The organism is Rossellomorea sp. NS-SX7 (assembly GCF_052828565.1).
In genome coordinates this window covers 2,880,537-2,895,096 of the sequence record NZ_CM128249.1, presented here as the reverse complement: position 1 = coordinate 2,895,096, position 14,560 = coordinate 2,880,537, and the positions used below count along the sequence as shown (strand labels likewise).

At 44.0% G+C, this 14,560-nt stretch carries 12 protein-coding genes; 11 read left to right on the top strand and 1 reads right to left on the bottom strand.

The genetic code is table 11. The features are described 5' to 3' along the window. Positions 1-12 precede the first annotated feature (12 nt). The 5 genes from accD (at position 13) to ACUXV2_RS14480 (ending at position 5,476) form a co-directional block, all read left to right on the top strand. A complete protein-coding gene (gene accD, locus ACUXV2_RS14500) occupies positions 13-891 on the top strand; it encodes an acetyl-CoA carboxylase, carboxyltransferase subunit beta (protein ID WP_446243892.1) in 879 nt (292 codons plus the stop codon). Next, positions 885-1,865, top strand: a complete 981-nt coding sequence (gene accA, locus ACUXV2_RS14495; RefSeq protein WP_446243891.1) for an acetyl-CoA carboxylase carboxyl transferase subunit alpha — start codon at positions 885-887, stop codon at positions 1,863-1,865. Before accD ends, accA begins: the two co-directional genes overlap by 7 nt. Positions 1,866-2,203: 338 nt before the next feature. Then, the gene (gene pfkA / locus ACUXV2_RS14490; RefSeq protein WP_446243890.1) at positions 2,204-3,163 is read left to right on the top strand and encodes a 6-phosphofructokinase; all 960 of its coding nucleotides are present in this window, start codon (positions 2,204-2,206) and stop codon (positions 3,161-3,163) included. Positions 3,164-3,194: 31 nt separating this feature from the next. Further along, on the top strand, positions 3,195-4,955 hold the full coding sequence (pyk, locus tag ACUXV2_RS14485) for a pyruvate kinase (protein ID WP_446243889.1): 1,761 nt from the start codon (positions 3,195-3,197) through the stop codon (positions 4,953-4,955). A gap of 134 nt (positions 4,956-5,089) precedes the next feature. Further along, positions 5,090-5,476: an FxsA family protein gene (locus ACUXV2_RS14480; protein WP_446243888.1), complete on the top strand. Its 387-nt coding sequence runs from the start codon at positions 5,090-5,092 to the stop codon at positions 5,474-5,476. Between the two features lie 295 nt (positions 5,477-5,771). Here ACUXV2_RS14480 and ytvI read toward each other — a convergent pair whose 3' ends face one another. After that, a complete protein-coding gene (gene ytvI / locus ACUXV2_RS14475) occupies positions 5,772-6,884 on the bottom strand; it encodes a sporulation integral membrane protein YtvI (protein ID WP_446243887.1) in 1,113 nt (370 codons plus the stop codon). A gap of 468 nt (positions 6,885-7,352) precedes the next feature. On the opposite strand from ytvI, the gene citZ reads away from it, so the two are divergent. The 6 genes from citZ (at position 7,353) to pnpS (ending at position 14,517) form a co-directional block, all read left to right on the top strand. Beyond that, positions 7,353-8,471 carry a citrate synthase gene (gene citZ / locus ACUXV2_RS14470; RefSeq protein WP_446243886.1) on the top strand — a complete coding sequence of 373 codons (1,119 nt, stop codon included), beginning with the start codon at positions 7,353-7,355 and terminating at the stop codon, positions 8,469-8,471. 122 nt (positions 8,472-8,593) lie between these two features. Continuing rightward, positions 8,594-9,865: an NADP-dependent isocitrate dehydrogenase gene (icd, locus tag ACUXV2_RS14465; protein WP_446243885.1), complete on the top strand. Its 1,272-nt coding sequence runs from the start codon at positions 8,594-8,596 to the stop codon at positions 9,863-9,865. A 70-nt stretch (positions 9,866-9,935) separates the two neighbouring features. Beyond that, a complete protein-coding gene (mdh, locus tag ACUXV2_RS14460) occupies positions 9,936-10,874 on the top strand; it encodes a malate dehydrogenase (RefSeq protein ID WP_446243884.1) in 939 nt (312 codons plus the stop codon). 489 nt (positions 10,875-11,363) lie between these two features. Beyond that, entirely contained in the window at positions 11,364-11,840 is a 477-nt protein-coding gene (locus ACUXV2_RS14455) for a MaoC/PaaZ C-terminal domain-containing protein (RefSeq protein ID WP_446243883.1), read from the top strand. 176 nt (positions 11,841-12,016) lie between these two features. Continuing rightward, positions 12,017-12,733 (top strand): response regulator transcription factor, encoded by a 717-nt coding sequence (locus ACUXV2_RS14450; protein WP_446243882.1) that lies wholly within the window; start codon positions 12,017-12,019, stop codon positions 12,731-12,733. Continuing rightward, positions 12,730-14,517, top strand: a complete 1,788-nt coding sequence (pnpS, locus tag ACUXV2_RS14445) for a two-component system histidine kinase PnpS (protein ID WP_446243881.1) — start codon at positions 12,730-12,732, stop codon at positions 14,515-14,517. The genes ACUXV2_RS14450 and pnpS overlap by 4 nt, the downstream gene beginning before the upstream one ends. Positions 14,518-14,560 lie beyond the last annotated feature (43 nt).

Sequence of the window (14,560 nt, the reverse complement as noted above, 5' to 3'; positions counted from 1 at the left end):
GAGGTTTCAACCTTGCTTAAGGAACTTTTCAATAAATCCAATAAACCCAAAAAGAAAAAATATGCAACGATTCCTTCCGAAGCAGCCAAACAGGATGTTCCAGAAGGGATCATGACCAAATGTCCTGAATGCAAAAAAATCATGTATACAAAAGAATTACAGAAGAACCTGAAGGTCTGTATTCATTGTGGACACCATCATGGGATGAGCTCGACGGAAAGAGTCGACTGTTTCATCGATGAAGGGACATTTGAAGAAATCGATGCGGGCCTTGTATCGGTGAATCCGCTTGGCTTTCCTGACTACCTTGAAAAAGTGGAGAAAGATCGAAAGAAAACCGGTTTGAACGAAGCGGTGCTTACAGGATCGGGGAAAGTGAATGGCATCGACGTAGTCGTTGCGATCATGGATTCCAGGTTCCGGATGGGAAGTATGGGCTCAGTGGTCGGTGAGAAAATTACGAGAGCCATCGAGGAAGCAGACAAACGACAAGTACCGTTCATCATTTTCACAGCATCAGGCGGTGCCAGAATGCAGGAGGGTGTGCTGTCCCTGATGCAGATGGCCAAAACCAGTGTCGCCCTTAAACGATTCAGTGAAAATGGAGGTCTCTTCATTTCGATCATGACTCACCCGACGACAGGGGGAGTATCTGCAAGCTTTGCTTCTGTGGGGGACTACAATTTCGCAGAGCCGGGTGCATTGATTGGTTTTGCAGGAAGAAGAATCATTGAACAAACGATTCGGGAAGATCTTCCGGAAGACTTTCAAACAGCAGAATTCCTTCTCAAGCACGGTCAGCTTGATGGAGTTATTTCCAGGATGGAAATGAAAGAGAAGATTGGTCTAGTACTAGATATACATCAGTGGGATGGTGATCTGCCATGGTAAATGAGCTCGAGTTTGAAAAGCCTGTAGTAGAACTAAAAAAGAAAATTGCAGAGCTTAAAGAATTCACTCAGAATTCGGAAGTGGATTTATCAAAGGAAATTGAAAAATTGGAAGCTAGATTACAAAAGCTTGAAAATGATATATATGAAAACATGAAGCCGTGGGAGAGAGTACAGGTTGCCCGTCATCCGAATCGGCCGACAACCCTGGACTATATCCGCTACCTGTTTACAGATTTCATGGAGATGCATGGGGACCGTTTATACGGTGATGATGAAGCGATTGTTTCCGGGCTTGCCAAATTTGATGGTGTACCGGTCACGATTATCGGACACCAGCGCGGTAAGGATACAAAAGAGAATATCCGCAGAAACTTCGGTATGCCTCATCCTGAAGGGTATCGAAAAGCATTGAGATTGATGAAACAAGCAGAGAAATTTAATCGTCCGATCATTTGTTTCATTGATACAAAAGGCGCATACCCGGGGAAAGCGGCTGAGGAAAGAGGGCAGAGTGAAGCCATTGCCAGAAATCTGGTTGAAATGGCCGGCCTTACGGTTCCAGTCGTGTGTATCGTCATCGGTGAAGGAGGAAGCGGTGGAGCTCTGGCACTGGGTGTCGGCAACCATATTCACATGCTTGAAAACTCCACTTATTCCGTCATTTCGCCGGAAGGGGCTGCAGCCCTTTTATGGAAAGATTCCACTCAAGCAAAAAGAGCGGCAGAATCCATGAAAATTACGGCACCGGATCTTAAAGAACTTGGAATCATTGATGAAATCATTACTGAAGTGACTGGTGGGGCCCATAAGAATGTGGAAGAACAGGCTCATTTCATGAAAGACGTCTTAAAACAGTCTCTCAAAGAATTGATTCCGATGAGTAAAGAAGAATTGATCCAGCATCGATATGAAAAATTCAAAGCGATGGGTGATTATTCTGTTTTAAATGAATATATTGGGGTACAATCATAATGTAACCACTGGACTGACAAATAGGAACCTGCCTTTTGTCAGTCCTTTTGTTTGAAGCGGTTGATGGAAGTTCTCCAATAAAAAGAGTGTTTTTTGAAGGTTTTAACAATTGAAACGCTTTCAATTAAAAAATTATTTCGTCTATTGGATTTACAAGGGATAACTTGTTGAGAAGCTTGACTCTTCGTGTTATTTTAGAAATAATCGATAGTCTATTGGTCCATAATAAATGGGAATAATGATATTCCATGATAATGTTATCCGATGATATGTGAAACCATTAACAATTTGGCGAATTATTCCTTTACATATTAATTTATCTTCATGAGGTGATGAAAGTGAAAAAGATTGGAGTATTAACTAGTGGCGGAGACTCTCCGGGCATGAATGCCGCTGTACGTGCGGTCGTTCGTAAAGCCATTTTTCATGGGGTTGAAGTGTACGGTATTTACCAGGGGTACAACGGCTTGATCAATGGCAACATCAAAAAGCTGGAGCTGGGTTCTGTAGGGGACATCATCCACCGGGGCGGAACGATGCTGTATACGGCACGCTGCGAAGAATTCAAAACAAAAGAAGGTCAGAAAAAAGGGATCGAGCAGCTGGAGAAGCACGGTATCGAAGGTCTTGTCGTAATCGGCGGCGACGGCTCTTATCAAGGTGCCAAAGCCTTGACTGAATGGGGCTACCCTTGTGTGGGTGTGCCTGGTACGATCGATAATGATATTCCGGGTACAGAGTTTACGATCGGCTTTGATACAGCGCTGAACACTGTGATTGATGCGATTGACAAAATCCGCGATACTGCAACTTCTCATGAGAGAACATTCATCATCGAAGTAATGGGCCGTAATGCAGGGGATATTGCTCTGTGGTCAGGACTGGCGGGTGGAGCAGAGACTGTTCTTATCCCTGAAGAAAACTTCGACATGGACGACATAGTCAGCCGTCTGAATAAAGGGCAGGAACGGGGTAAAAAACACAGTGTCATCATTGTAGCGGAAGGCGTAATGTCCGGAAATGAGTTTGCGAACCGCTTCACCGAAGCAACAGGTATGGATACCCGGGTTTCAGTTCTCGGACATATACAGCGCGGAGGAACTCCGACAGCTTCAGACCGCGTGTTGGCAAGCCGTCTGGGGGCACGTGCGGTTGAACTATTGATGGCTGGAAAAGGTGGAAGGGCTGTAGGGATTGAAAAGAATGATCTCGTTGATTACGACATCATCGAAGCACTTGCCAAGCCTCACAAAATTGACATGGATATGTATCGACTCTCAAAAGAGCTATCTATTTAATAATTGCTGAAAGATTCAGGAGGTAAAAATTATGAGAAAAGCAAAAATTGTATGTACTATTGGCCCTGCCAGTGAAAGTGTAGAAAAGTTATCTCAGCTGATCGATGCGGGAATGAATGTTGCCCGTCTGAACTTCTCCCATGGTGATCATCAGGAGCATGGCCAGCGAATCAAAAATATTCGTGAAGCAGCTTCAAAAGCCGGCAAGAACGTAGGGATCCTTCTGGACACGAAAGGTCCTGAAATCCGCACGAATAACATGGAGAATGATGGATTTGAACTGCAGCAGGGAGCATCTGTCATTGTATCCATGAAAGAAGTATTGGGTACACCTGAGAAGTTCTCCGTTACATACGAAGGATTGATCGATGACGTTCATGTCGGATCTAAAATCCTTTTGGATGACGGATTGATTGGACTGGAAGTAACTGAAATCGATAAAGCAAACGGAGAAATCCATACCACTGTTGCAAACAGCGGAATGCTGAAAAATAAAAAAGGTGTAAACGTGCCTGGCGTTTCTGTAAACCTGCCTGGAATCACGGATAAGGATGCAAAAGATATCATTTTCGGTATCGAACAGGAAGTGGATTTCATTGCAGCGTCATTCGTACGCCGCGCATCAGATGTACTTGAAATCCGTCAGCTATTGGAAGAACATAATGCATCGCACATTCAAATCATCCCTAAGATTGAAAACCAAGAGGGTGTCGATAATATTGATGAAATCCTTGAAGTATCCGATGGATTGATGGTTGCCCGTGGAGACCTTGGTGTCGAAATTCCTGCAGAAGAAGTACCTCTTGTACAAAAGCAATTGATCAAGAAGTGTAACTCACAAGGGAAACCTGTCATCACAGCTACTCAAATGCTTGATTCCATGCAGCGCAACCCAAGACCGACAAGAGCGGAAGCAAGTGACGTGGCGAATGCCATTTTTGACGGCACGGATGCGATCATGCTATCGGGTGAAACAGCTGCAGGGACGTACCCTGTAGAAGCGGTTCAAACAATGCATAACATTGCTTCAAGAGCGGAAACTGCTCTGGATTTCAATGAGATCCTTTCAGCACGCAGCAAAGAAAGCGATCATAATATGACAGATGCCATCGGACAGTCAGTGGCTCACACTGCAATCAACCTTGATGTAAATGCGATCGTGGCACCGACGGAAAGCGGCCATACAGCACGCATGATTTCTAAATATCGTCCAAAAGCTCCGATCGTAGCCGTTACTGGAACGGAATCTGTATCCAGAAGACTGGCTCTTGTATGGGGAGTGTATCCTACAGTCGGACGCAGAGTATCTACTACTGATGAAATGCTGGATATGGCTGTGGAAGAAAGCATGAATGCCGGTATGACAAAACATGGAGACCTGATTGTGATCACAGCAGGTGTTCCAATCGGTGAATCTGGAACAACCAACCTGATGAAGATCCATGTCGTGGGCGACATCGTCGCTAAAGGGCAAGGAATTGGACGCAAATCTGCTTATGGAAAAGCTGTCGTAGCTTCAAACGCTGAGGAAGCTGTGAAGAACGTGCAGCCTGGCTCAGTCCTTGTGACAATCGGCACAGATAAAGATATGATGCCTGCCCTTGAAAAATGCTCCGCATTGATCGTTGAGGAAGGCGGATTGACAAGCCACGCAGCTGTGGTAGGGATCAACCTTGGAATCCCTGTAGTAGTGGGAGTGGAAAATGCAACTTCCCTGTTTGAAAATGGACAGGAAATCACAGTGGATGCAACTCGCGGTGTCATCTATAATGGTCATGCGAGTGTGCTTTAATCATTAAGTAAAAAACCGGAGCCTCTGAATGGGGCTCCGGTTTTTTGTCGTGATTGAAGTACAGGAATAATACCAGTCCAACCCCTATATGTTATAATAAAGAAGCAAGTCATACATTACAGGAGGAATTCCTCGTGAGATATATTCTGCCGTTTTTAATTGTAGTGCCTGCTTTGGAAATTGGGATCCTTGTTCTGGCTGGACAAACGATCGGTGTGATACCGACCGTGTTGATGATCATAGCAACAGGGATTGCCGGTGCGTATTTGGCAAAGAAACAGGGTCTTGAAACCATCAGGAGGGCTCAGCAGGACATGCAATATGCCCAGTTCCCTGGTGATGTCATCATCGACGGTCTCTGCATCTTGGTTGGCGGCGTGCTGCTACTGACACCGGGATTCATTACAGATGCAACCGGCTTTTTATTGCTGCTGCCTCCGACACGGAAACTATTCAAACCTTTCATCTACAAGTTATTTAAGAGATGGTTCAATAAAGGGAACCTTATTATTTATCGATAATGAAAAAGCAGTGAATCGGTCAAGAAGCCCGAATCACTGCTTTTCTATTTGTCCAGCTCCGGCGGCTAATGGCTCGAGACATAAGCCATGCCATCCAGAAAGGCAAAAAACGCCTTTATGGCTGCCCTGTCTTATGCTTGTCGCCTCTGAACGAGCCGCCTGCGCTTTTCTATTGTCCAGCTCCGGCGGCTAGCCCCTCGAGGTCATAAGCTAAATGGTCCAAGAAGGCAAAGAGCGCCTTCCCGGCCCATTCATCTTATGCTTGTCGGGGCTGAGCGAGCCGCCTGCGCTTTTCTTATTTGTTCCCCATAATAAATCTCCACGTATCTTCGAATACCCCTGCACGCCTTAGTGTCGACAGGATGACAAGGACGACAGGCCCCACGATCAATCCCAGGAACCCTATCAATTTGAACCCTACGAACAGAGCGATCAATGTTGCAAGGGGATCCAAGCCGATGCTTGAAGACAGCACTTTAGGTTCCATGATCTGACGCTGAACGACGACGACTAGATACAACACTGATAGTCCGATGCCGAGCCCGACATTTCCTGTAATAAATTCGTAAGCGATCCAAGGGACGAACACCGCTCCTGTCCCTAAATAAGGGAGGATGTCAACCAAGCCGCTTACCAAGGCAATGGTTATGGCGTAATCAACGCGCAGAATGATTAAACCGATCAGTACGATGATGGCTGTAATCGAAATCAATGTAAATTGAGCTCTTATAAAACCGAACAGAGCTTTTTTGAGATCCATGAACACGGTTCTTCCGCTTGAGATCGCTTTCCCAGGAACGATTTTCTCTGCTTTTGCAGATAATTTATACCAGTCCTTACTGATGAAAAAAGTGGCTAACGCAGAAAATATGAGTACAGATGCAGCATTCGGTATCCATGAAATAAGCTGAGGCAGCCTCTGGAAGAAGTTTTGAAGGAAATCACCAGCCGATTGGGCGATCTTGCTCCCGGCTGTCTCAATGTTTTCCAGGATGGTATTCTGCTGACCTGCATCAAGATTTTTGAAAAGTCCCGCAATCTGGTGATAAAAAGGAATCACTTGTCCGACAATGAAGTTCTCTGCATAGGTCACAAGAGTGCGGACGTGATCTGGCAGCACTTCTGATAGATAGTTTGCTCCTGACACAATTTCCGCAATCAAGAGAGTGATCAAACCGGCAAATATCCCTACGATCAGAAACAGCGAAACGACGACTGCCCACACTCTCGGCAGTCTACCTTTAGATTCAAGCCAATTAACGAGAGGATTGATGAGCAAAGCGATCCCGACGGCTATGACGAAGGGGTATGCGAGTTTCCATATGTAATACAGTGCGAATAAAGAGAGAAAGATGGCGGCAATCACAATTAGGAAGCGAATGGTTCTATACACATATTCCAAGTTCAACTGAGTTCCCCCTGACCTGTCTATTACTACCTATTTTATAAGAGACTGGAAATGAAAGAAAGTTCTAATTTTAATAAAATTTGTTCTATTCGCAGCAGAACTTTAGTAGGGGCGATTCACATATAATCACGCAGTTTAAGCACCATTCAGTAGGGCAGGTTTATTTTTCTAGTAAAATAATTTTAGATAAATTCGAGCCTTTTCATTCACAAATGTCAGATAATTGTTTATAATAGAAAATGTAAGCGCATCCCAAGTTCTATTTCCCTGCTGATTAATTAATCGTACAGGGAATCATTTTTTGTGCAGGGATTGAGCAATCGCTCAGCGTACGATTCTGAATGATTATAAGCCCTCGACAAGTAATCTACTTGCTTCTATTAAACAAGCCCGCTACAAATTTTCGTGCAGGGTTTTTGCTCATATGAAAATGGGTAAAAGGGAAATATATTCAAAGGAGAGATTATTATGACAGCGACTCGCGGACTAGAAGGAGTTGTAGCTACTACATCTTCCATCAGTTCAATCATTGATGACACTCTTACATATGTCGGTTACAACATTGATGATTTAACAAACAATGCTACATTTGAAGAGGTAATTTATTTACTATGGCATTTGAAATTACCTACTCAATCAGAACTTCAGGAGCTGACTGACCAACTAGCGGAAAACATGGCTCTTCCTCAGGAAGTTCTTGATCACTTCAAGATGTACAATATCAAAGAAGTACACCCGATGGCTGCATTGCGTTCTGCAGTATCTTTACTCGGCTTATATGATGAAGAGGCAGATGTAATGGAAGAAGAAGCCAATTACATGAAAGCTGTTCGTCTGCAAGCGAAGATTCCTACAATCGTAACAAGCTTTGCTAGAATCCGTAACGGACAGGAGCCGATTGCCCCTCGTAAGGATCTTGGCTTTGCTGCCAACTTCCTGTACATGCTGACAGGTAAGGATCCGGAGCCTATCGAAATCGAAGCGTTCAATAAAGCGCTTGTCCTTCATGCGGACCATGAGTTAAACGCTTCCACGTTCACTGCACGTGTATGTGTAGCGACACTTTCAGACGTTTACTCTGGTGTCACGGCTGCAATCGGAGCGCTGAAAGGGCCGCTTCACGGTGGAGCCAATGAGCAGGTCATGAAGATGCTTACTGAAGTCGGTTCTGTTGATAAAGCAGAATCCTATATCTTGGATAAGCTTGAGAAGAAAGAGAAAATCATGGGCTTCGGTCACCGTGTTTACCGTCAAGGTGACCCGCGTGCAAAGCATCTTAAGGAAATGTCCAAAAAGCTGACTGAGCTTAGAGGAGAAAGCAAATATTATGAAATGTCTGCGAAGATTGAGGAAGTCTTCACAGCAAATAAAGGTCTTCCGCCAAATGTTGATTTCTATTCAGCATCTGTGTACCACAGCCTTGGCATCGATCATGACCTGTTTACACCGATCTTTGCTGTAAGCCGTGTATCCGGCTGGCTGGCTCATATCCTTGAGCAATATTCAAATAACCGTTTAATCCGCCCTCGTGCTGATTATATCGGACCTGGCAAACAGAAATATGTGCCGGTTGATCAAAGAGGTTAATCATCAATATTTACAAATAGTAAAAATATTGGTGTAATAAATAAGAAGGGGAATGACTCTAAAATGCCAGTATGCACTTATGGGTCATCCCCTTTGATAATGAATAAAATGGAGGTTACATAATGACACAAGGTGAAAAGATTACAAACCAAAACGGCCAGCTGAATGTGCCAAACAATCCAATCGTTCCATTTATCGAAGGTGACGGTACAGGTCCTGATATCTGGGCTGCAGCTCAGCGTGTATTAGATGCATCAGTTGAAAAAGCATATAAAGGTGAGCGTAAGATTGAATGGAAAGAAGTTTACGCCGGTGAAAAAGCATTCAACAAAACAGGTGAATGGCTTCCGAATGAAACACTTGAAGCAATCCGTGAATATTTCATCGCCATTAAGGGACCTCTGACAACTCCAGTCGGCGGCGGAATCCGTTCATTGAACGTGGCTCTTCGCCAAGAGTTGGATCTATTCACATGTCTGCGTCCAGTACGCTACTTCGAAGGTGTTCCTTCTCCGGTCAAGCGTCCTGAAGATACAGACATGGTCATCTTCCGTGAGAACACTGAGGATATCTATGCAGGTATCGAATATGCAAGTGGTTCTGACGAAGTCAAAAAGCTGATCAGCTTCCTTCAAGATGAAATGGGAGTAAACAAGATCCGCTTCCCTGAAACGTCAGGAATCGGTATCAAGCCAGTATCAGAAGAAGGTACTTCCCGCTTGGTTCGTGCGGCTATTAATTATGCCATCACAGAAGGCCGTAAATCAGTGACGCTTGTACACAAAGGCAACATCATGAAATTCACTGAAGGTGCGTTCAAGAACTGGGGTTATGAGCTTGCTGAGAAAGAGTTCGGCGATAAAGTATTCACTTGGGCTCAATACGATAAAATCAAAGATGCTGAAGGCACTGAAGCAGCGAACAAAGCACAATCAGAAGCAGAAGCTGCAGGCAAGATCATCGTAAAAGATTCAATCGCTGATATCTTCCTTCAACAAATCCTTACTCGTCCGGCTGAGTTCGATGTAGTTGCAACAATGAACTTGAACGGTGATTATATTTCTGATGCGCTTGCTGCACAAGTAGGCGGAATCGGTATCGCACCTGGAGCGAACATCAACTATGAGTCCGGACATGCTATTTTCGAAGCAACTCACGGTACTGCTCCTAAATATGCAGGTATGGATAAAGTGAATCCATCTTCAGTCATCCTTTCAGGAGTGCTTATGCTTGAGCACCTTGGCTGGTCAGAAGCAGCAAACATGATCACGAAGTCTATGGAAAAAACCATCGCTTCTAAAGTTGTAACGTATGACTTTGCCCGTCTGATGGAAGGCGCGACTGAAGTGAAATGTTCTGAATTCGGAACAGCTTTAATCGAAAATATGGAATAATTTAAACCGCAGAAGCATTCCTTTTAGGAGTGCTTCTGTCTTACATAATTAATGAACAGGGGGAACCATGATGACAATTAAGCGCAGAAAAGTTTCAGTGATCGGCGGAGGTTTTACAGGTGCAACGACTGCACTCATGCTGGCTCAAAAAGAACTTGGTGATGTCGTGCTCGTTGATATTCCTCAAATGGAAGATCCAACAAAAGGAAAAGCCTTGGATATGCTTGAAGCAAGTCCGGTTCAAGGGTTTGATGCAAACATCATCGGTACTTCAAACTATGAAGACACAAAGGATTCTGATATTGTCGTCATTACAGCAGGAATCGCACGCAAGCCTGGAATGAGCCGTGACGACTTGGTTCAGACAAACCAAAAAGTCATGAAATCTGTGACAGAGCAAATTGTCAAATATTCTCCAAACTGCTATATCATCGTATTGACTAACCCCGTTGATGCGATGACATACACTGTCTTCAAAGAATCAGGATTCCCGAAAGAACGAGTAATCGGTCAATCGGGTGTCCTTGACACCGCGCGTTTCCGTACATTCGTTGCACAGGAATTAAATCTGTCTGTCAAAGACATCACTGGTTTTGTTCTTGGCGGACACGGAGATGACATGGTTCCATTAATCCGATACTCCTATGCAGGAGGGATCCCATTAGAAACATTGATTCCGAAAGACCGTCTAGATGCCATCGTTGAAAGAACCCGTAAAGGCGGAGGGGAAATTGTCGGACTATTAGGCAATGGATCTGCATACTACGCCCCGGCTGCTTCCCTGGTTCAAATGGTGGAAGCAATCTTAAAAGATCAACGCCGCGTCATCCCTGCGATCGCATACCTTGAAGGCGAATACGGCTTCGAAGGAATCTACCTCGGAGTCCCGACTATCCTTGGAGGCAACGGTCTTGAAAAAATCATCGAACTAGAACTAACAGAAGCAGAGCAAACTGCGCTAGCAAAATCAGCTGACTCTGTTAAGAACGTCATGTCATCTTTGGCGTAAGTTATATTTAGCCGGTTCCTATAATAGGAACCGGCTTTTTTTGTACTTTTTAATGAAGATACAATTTAATGCGTTTTGTAATTTTAAACCGGATCTAGCTGTTGATTGGAGTGCAAGACGAAGACTCCTGCGGGAGAAGCGTGATAGGTGAGACCTGTCCAGCTCCGGCGGCTAGAGGCTCGAGACATTAGCCATGCCATCCAAAAAGGCAAAAACCGCCTTTATGGCTGCCCTGTCTTATGCTTGTCGCCTCTGGGCAGCCGCCTCCGCTTTTCTGACCCGCAGGAGCGCAGCGACGAGGAGGCTCACCAACCGCCCGCGGAAAGCGAAGTCTTGCAAGGAAATCAACAGCGGTGTTAGAAGTGGAATAATTATGTGTAAAATCCCTTTGATTGGAAAGCCTATAAGTGATATTATAGTAATATACAGATAATAATGATTATTTCTATTATTATAAATTGTATGCGTTTACATACGGAGGTGCTTCTTATGTTATTAGGCAAGAAAAGAAAACTAGGAAGAAAAATCGAGGAAATGACGATCGGGGAAAAATTGACGTTAACCGAAAAAATCGAAGATAATGAACTGCTTCTTTATCTGGGCTTGACGAACGATGCCAACCCTTTATATATCCAGCACGACTATGCGTCCCAGACCCCATTTAAAAAACCGATCGTTCCATCCATCATGCTGACAGGTATCATTACATCAGCGGTTTCCAAGTATTTACCTGGACCAGGTTCACACATCATCGAGCAGAATATCGACTTTCCAAAGCCCGTTTATCATTATGCAACGATTCAATTCCTTTTTGAAGTCACTGAAGTCGACCCCGCTTCCCATACTGTCACAATCAGAGTGACAGCAGTAAATGAAGAAGACGAAAAAGTGATTAACGGTTTAATCAAAGTATGTCCGCCTCATAAGCTTGAGAAAATGAACAGTCATGCATTAGAAAATTTCTAATATCAACAAGGTCGTAAAGCTATAAAATCCCTATGGATTTTATAGCTTTTTTTTATATGCATATACTAATACTATCTTTATGGTATGGTCAGGACATACAATTATATTATAATGAAAGTATAATTACATAATATCGTTGGATGTTGGGGTAAATTTCTTTCTATGGAGGCACTTAAATGACTAAAAAAATCTTGGTAGTAGAAGATGAACAATCGATCGCCACTTTGTTAAAGTACAACTTGGAGCAATCCGGTTATTCGGTCATCACTGCAAATGATGGTGAAGAGGGAAGGGATATGGCTGTCGAGCAGCTCCCGGATTTAATGATCCTGGATCTTATGCTCCCTAAAATGGATGGAATCGAAGTATGTAAGGAATTAAGGCAGAGGAAAGTGAACATTCCCATCCTCATGCTGACAGCAAAAGATGATGAATTCGATAAAGTCCTTGGCTTGGAGCTTGGCGCTGATGATTATATGACAAAACCATTCAGCCCGAGAGAAGTCGTGGCGAGAGTAAAAGCTATCCTGCGTCGAAGTCAAACGATTCAGGATGCGGGGGAAGTAGAAGAAGCACCGGCTGATTATAAAGAAGTCGGAGAACTGAAAGTATATCCGGAGCAATATGAAGCATATTTCCAAGGTGAATTATTAGAATTGACGCCGAAGGAATTCGAACTCCTCCTTTATCTGACGAACAACAAAGGGAGAGTGCTGACGCGTGATCAGCTTCTTAGTGCCGTCTGGAATTATGATTTCGCGGGAGATACAAGAATCGTCGATGTCCATATCAGCCATCTTCGTGAAAAAATTGAATCCAATACAAAGAAACCCGTCTATATCAAAACGATCCGAGGACTCGGTTATAAGCTGGAGGAGCCAAAAGTTCGATGACGAAGTTCAGGACAAAGCTTCTTTTTGCACTGATAACATTGATCATCCTCGTTTTGATCGGTCTTGGCCTCGTATTGGGCCAGATTTTCAAAAACTTCTATATGGACACCTTTAATTCAAGGATCCAGAAGGAGTCGCGTTTATTGGCAAATTCAATTGAAGAGAATGGGAGCCTAAGCGACATCAATCCTTCCATGATCGAAGAACTGAGTGATATATTGGATGTCCGGATTACGATCCTCAATGATACGGGCAAGGTCATTCATGATACAGAGTCGGCTGATTCATTGCTGGACGCCCATCAGAAGCGAATGATCAACGAAATCGGCGAGAACTGGGATGTAAAAGATAAAAATAAAAAGCTAGTGGTTTCCGGAAACGAATACCGTTATTATTGGTATCCGCTCAGAAAACAAGACGATACGATTAATGGATTGCTGATCATGAGTACTGAAGTGGACGCCCTGGAAAAAGGTACAGGACAAATCTGGCTTGTCCTGACAGTTTCCCTCGGTCTTGCATTAATACTCATCATCATTCTCGGTTCAAGGATCACGGTCCGTTATACCAGGCCAATCGAGTCTGCAACCAACGTGGCGATTGAACTTGCAAAAGGGAATTTCAGGGCAAGGACCTATGAGGACCGTCTGGATGAAACCAGCATGCTGAGTACATCGATCAATATATTGGCTCGTAACCTGCAGGAAATGGTCACTTCCCAAGAGATGCAGCAGGACCGGCTTACCACGCTGATCGAGAACATGGGAAGTGCTTTGCTGCTTATCGATCAGCGCGGCTTTGTCGTTTTGACGAACCGCACATTCAGGGAATTCTTTAATTTGAAAGAAAGTCAGTTGAAGAAAGTGCGCTATCATGAAGTCATCCACTACCAGCAGGTAAATAAGCTGGTGGAAGAAATCTTTATGACCGAAGACCGCGTGAGAAGGCAGATTCTCCTTCCCCATCGGATTGAAAGAAAGCATTATGAAGTGTACGGTGCGCCGATCATCGGTCAGAATGATGAGTGGAAAGGGATTGTTGTCGTTTTTCATGATATTACCGAACTGAAGAACCTGGAGCAAATGAGAAAAGACTTTGTAGCTAACGTATCCCATGAACTGAAGACGCCTATCACTTCAATAAAGGGATTTTCGGAAACATTGTTGGATGGTGCCATGAAGGATGAGGACACGCTGAAGTCTTTCCTTGAAATCATCCTGACAGAGAGCGATCGTTTACAATCCCTGATACAGGACTTATTGGAGCTTTCGAAAATCGAAAAACATGGGTTTGAGCTTTCTTTGGAAAAGCAAGAGATTTCAGAACTTGTGGGAGAGGTTCTGCCGATCCTGAAAGACAGGGCTGAGAAGAAGGACATTACAATCCACACCCGATTTGAATCTCGTGGAGAAGCGGAGATTGATCCCTACCGGTTGAAGCAGGTGTTCATCAATCTGATTTCCAATGCCATTGTGTACACTCCAAAAGGTGGAGATGTCACAATCTCCATTACCGAAGATAATGAAAAAGTGCACGTTTCGATTAGTGATAATGGCATCGGAATCAGCGAAGAAGAGCTGCCGAGGATCTTTGAACGTTTCTACCGGGTAGATAAAGCAAGAAGCCGTAATTCAGGGGGGACCGGACTCGGTCTTGCCATTGTTAAACATATAATTGAAGCTCATGAAGGGAAAATCGAAGTGGAGAGTGAAGTGAACAAAGGCACAACATTCACGGTCTGCCTTCATAAAAAGTTTCCTGAGCACTCATTTCAGAGAAAATAGTAGAAAATAAACCAGCCTCTTACTTATTTTTTACAATCTATTT

Coding starts and splice junctions, on each gene's coding strand:
- accA (WP_446243891.1), top strand. CDS start 885: ATGGTAAATGAGCTCGAGTTTGAAAAGCCTGTAGTAGAACTAAAAAAG.
- pyk (WP_446243889.1), top strand. CDS start 3,195: ATGAGAAAAGCAAAAATTGTATGTACTATTGGCCCTGCCAGTGAAAGT.
- citZ (WP_446243886.1), top strand. CDS start 7,353: ATGACAGCGACTCGCGGACTAGAAGGAGTTGTAGCTACTACATCTTCC.
- icd (WP_446243885.1), top strand. CDS start 8,594: ATGACACAAGGTGAAAAGATTACAAACCAAAACGGCCAGCTGAATGTG.
- mdh (WP_446243884.1), top strand. CDS start 9,936: ATGACAATTAAGCGCAGAAAAGTTTCAGTGATCGGCGGAGGTTTTACA.
- ACUXV2_RS14455 (WP_446243883.1), top strand. CDS start 11,364: ATGTTATTAGGCAAGAAAAGAAAACTAGGAAGAAAAATCGAGGAAATG.
- ACUXV2_RS14450 (WP_446243882.1), top strand. CDS start 12,017: ATGACTAAAAAAATCTTGGTAGTAGAAGATGAACAATCGATCGCCACT.
- pnpS (WP_446243881.1), top strand. CDS start 12,730: ATGACGAAGTTCAGGACAAAGCTTCTTTTTGCACTGATAACATTGATC.